We start from the raw sequence: 3,575 nt of genomic DNA, 5'->3' as shown, positions 1-3,575 counted from the left end.
CCCGGCCCGCCCCCCCCCCCCCACCCCCCCGGGGGGGCCCCCCCCCCCCCCCCGCCCCTTTCGTTCATTCCACCCCGATCACTGCTTCGGCACGCCGCCCAGCAGGAAGGCCAGCTTCTGCTTGGCGGGCTTGGCCTGGGCCGACGGCGCCGCCACGGCATCCTTGCGCGGCGCGCTGCTCGGCTCGTAGGGCTTGAGGAACCAGGGATCGACCTTCTCGCGGCGCGGGCCCGGGCCCATGCCGCCGGCGCGCGGGGGACGCGCGCCATACGAACCCGAAGGGGCGCCGTGCGCAGCCGCAGGCGTGAACTCGTCGCCGCGGCGGCCGCGGCGCTCGCTGTCGCGGGCGCGCGCCGAGGGCGGTGCGAAGCCGTCCAGCGCGCCGCGCGGGATGGTCTGCTTGATCAGCTTCTCGATGTCGGCCAGCAGGCGCTCGTCCTTGTCCGAGTACACCGACAGCGCATCGCCCGAGGCGCCGGCGCGGCCGGTGCGGCCGATGCGGTGCACGTAGTCCTCGGCGTTGTAGGGAAGGTCGAAGTTGATGACGCAAGGCAGGTCCGAGATGTCCAGGCCGCGCGCGGCCACGTCGGTCGCCACCAGCACCTCGACCTCGCCCTTCTTGAAGGCGTCGAGGGCGGCCATGCGCTCCTGCTGGGTCTTGTCGCCGTGGATGGCCGAGGCCTTGATGCCGCGCTGCTCGAGGTGGCGCGACAGGCGCGAGGCGCCGATCTTGGTGTTCGAGAACACGATCACCTGCTTCAGCTCGCGCTGGCGGATCAGGTGCTCGACCACGTCGCGCTTGAGCTCTTCGTCGACCTTGTAGACCACCTGGGTCACCTTGTCGGCGGTGGCGTTGCTGCGCGCGACCTCGATCGTGACCGGGTCGGTCAGGAAGGTGTTGGCCAGCTTCTTGATTTCCGGCGAGAAGGTGGCCGAGAACATCAGGTTCTGGCGCTTCTTCGGCAGCAGGTTGATGATGCGCTGCAAGTCGGGCAGGAAGCCCATGTCGAGCATGCGGTCGGCTTCGTCCATGACCAGCATCTGCACCTGGGCCAGGCTGATGTTCTTCTGCTCGACGTGGTCGAGCAGGCGGCCCGGGGTGGCGATCACGATCTCGACGCCGCGGCGCAGGGTCTCGGTTTGCGGCTTCATGTCCATGCCGCCGAACACCACGGTCGAGCGCAGCGGGGTGTGGCGCGAATAGGCGGCCACGTTGTCGGCCACCTGCACCGCCAGTTCGCGGGTCGGGGTCAGCACCAGGGCGCGGACCGGGTGGCGCGCCGGCGACATGCTGCTGTTGGCGTGCTCCATCAGGAGCTGGATGATGGGGAGCGAGAAGCCGGCGGTCTTGCCGGTGCCGGTCTGGGCCGCGCCCATGACGTCGCGGCCCTTCAGCACCACGGGGATCGCCTGGGCCTGGATCGGGGTCGGATGGACGTAGCCCTGGTCCGAGAGCGCGCGCAGGATGTCCGGCGCCAGGCCGAAATCGGCGAAGCGCACAGGCGGCTGCTCGGCCGCGGCGCTCACGGGAGCCACTGCGACTTCATTATTGTTCGGTGTGTCAGACATGTTCTTTTCGGGCATTCATTGGTTAGCTCTACGGCTCCGGCTGCTGGCAGTCGGCACGCGCGAATCAAGCTCCGGATGGGAAACGGCGTTGGCCGCTGGGCGGCGCCGCCGGGTGACGCACGGTCCGGACTTCGTCATCCGGCAGTTTTCTTCGGACAACGCACCAGATACGCGAACGTAGAGGCACTTTTAGCGGGTGACACGATACCTGAAATCGTCACCCCTGTATATGCCGTCCTGTTTTCTGAACAGTTTGTCAACGGAAACCATCAGGGCTTCCAGCCGCGCTGCTGGGCCGCGCGCTCGGCCACCGGATCGAGGGTGGCGCCCGCGCTGCGCTGCTCGATGGCGTCCTGCACCGCCTGCGGCAGCACACTGCCGTCCAGGTAGGCGGCGCCGGCCTGTCCTTCGGCCAGCACCGGGATGGTCCAGCGTCCGCCGCTGCGGCAGGCCAGGCCGGCCGTGGTGTCGACCACGAAGCTGCGGCAATAGGCGCCGTCCCTGGCGATGAAGGTCACGCCGATGCGCACCCCGTTCTCGGAAGGCCCCGGGCTGGCCAGCTGCTGGCTCAGGGCGTCCAGCAGCTTGCCGCGCGCCACCAGCGCGCCTTCGCTGTCGACCAGGGTCACCATGCCCGGGTTGTCGCCCAGGCTGCGCCAGCCGAGGCCGCCGACCAGGATGCCGGTGGCCAGGGCGCCGACCACGGCCGCCCAGTGGCGCCGGGTCCAGGCGCCATGGCCGGGCGGCGGGTGCGGCACGGTGCGGCCCGGACGCAGGGCGTCCAGGTGCACCACCTTGGCCCCGCCGGGCGGCACATGGCGCTGCGGCTGGCTGGAGCCGTCGTGGCCGTTGGCCGAAACGCCGATCACCCGGCTGTGGCGCGCCCGGTGCTGGGCGACGCGCGCCGCCAGCACCGGGTCGGCGCCCATGGCGCGTTCGACCGCGGCGCGCGCCGGTTCGGCGAGTTCACCATTGATGTACGCGATGAGAAGATCGTCCGAGAATTTCATGCCAGCGCGCTACCCGTATGAAGACATCTAGGAAGTGATCAATCCATGCTCGTCGAGCACGTCATGCAGCAGCTCCAGCCGGATGACGGGGTTGTCGAGCATGAGCATCTGGTGCTTCTGCTGGTTGGGCAGCGGCAGCAGTTCGCACCAGCGGTTCGCCACCCAGCCGCAATCCTCGAGCCGGAACGGCGGCTGCACCGGCCAGCGGTGCTGGGGTACGTCGTGCAGGGAAGCCAGCACGCGGTCGAGCGCGTCGGCCGCGCCCTGCAGTTCGGACGGCACCGGGACTTCATGGTCGTCTTCGACCAGTTCGGCCTCGGCCATCCACAGCCCGTTGATGCGCTGTTCGGCGGTGACGACGGAAAAGCGCGAGCCGCCGCGGCACAGCACCTGCAGCAGGCCCGGCGTGGTGGCCGTGGTCTCGGTGACCGAGGCCACGGTGCCGGCGGCGACGAAGCGCTCCTGTTCCGCCCCGGGCCGCCGCACTTCGTGGCCCTGGGTCAGCAGCACCACCCCGAACGGCGTCTCGTCGAGCAGGCAGCGGCTGATCATGTCGAGGTAGCGGACCTCGAACACCTGCAGCGGCAGCACCCCGTCCGGAAACAGCACCGTACTGAGCGGGAACAGTGGCATGGAAATCGTCGACATACTCCCATGATGACAGAATCGGGAGCGGGACGGGTGCACGATTCGGTCCTCATTTGGGGGGCGCCGGCATGCATATTTCCGCCGCCCCCGGCCCTCAGGTTTCGGGGGCGCGCAGCGGCAGGTAGCGCACCGCCTGGACCAGGTTGTCCAGGCGCCAGCGCAGGCGCTTCCAGCCCGGATCGGGCGAGGCCAGCACCCGCACCCGCACGCTGCCGCCGGCCACCGCCGGACAGGCGAACACGAACTCGCCCTCTTCCTCGAAAGGCAGGCGGAACTCGCGTCCGGGCGCGACGTCGACCGGGCCGAAGGCCAGCGGCGCGCTGTCGCGGTTGCGCAGCAGCAGCACGT

The 3,575-nt window shown here is 69.9% G+C and carries 3 protein-coding genes and 1 pseudogene; all 4 read right to left on the bottom strand.

Going from position 1 to position 3,575, the window contains the following annotated elements:
- Positions 1-78 precede the first annotated feature (78 nt).
- A complete protein-coding gene (locus J8847_RS23865; protein ID WP_229513186.1) occupies positions 79-1,569 on the bottom strand; it encodes a DEAD/DEAH box helicase in 1,491 nt (496 codons plus the stop codon).
- A gap of 269 nt (positions 1,570-1,838) precedes the next feature.
- Positions 1,839-2,579 carry a hypothetical protein gene (locus J8847_RS23860; protein WP_211527176.1) on the bottom strand — a complete coding sequence of 247 codons (741 nt, stop codon included), beginning with the start codon at positions 2,577-2,579 and terminating at the stop codon, positions 1,839-1,841.
- Between the two features lie 27 nt (positions 2,580-2,606).
- Positions 2,607-3,212 carry an LON peptidase substrate-binding domain-containing protein gene (locus J8847_RS23855; RefSeq protein WP_229513184.1) on the bottom strand — a complete coding sequence of 202 codons (606 nt, stop codon included), beginning with the start codon at positions 3,210-3,212 and terminating at the stop codon, positions 2,607-2,609.
- A 109-nt stretch (positions 3,213-3,321) separates the two neighbouring features.
- Positions 3,322-3,575: pseudogene (locus tag J8847_RS23850) on the bottom strand (hypothetical protein); the annotation flags it as partial.

Origin of the sequence: Massilia sp. AB1, from assembly GCF_018119385.1 — a bacterium.
GTDB lineage: Bacteria > Pseudomonadota > Gammaproteobacteria > Burkholderiales > Burkholderiaceae_D > Telluria.
The sequence above is the reverse complement of the archived record's forward strand: the minus strand, read 5'-3'. Positions and strand labels throughout refer to the sequence as shown.

Coding starts and splice junctions, on each gene's coding strand:
- J8847_RS23865 (WP_229513186.1), bottom strand. CDS start 1,569: ATGTCTGACACACCGAACAATAATGAAGTCGCAGTGGCTCCCGTGAGC.
- J8847_RS23860 (WP_211527176.1), bottom strand. CDS start 2,579: ATGAAATTCTCGGACGATCTTCTCATCGCGTACATCAATGGTGAACTC.
- J8847_RS23855 (WP_229513184.1), bottom strand. CDS start 3,212: ATGCCACTGTTCCCGCTCAGTACGGTGCTGTTTCCGGACGGGGTGCTG.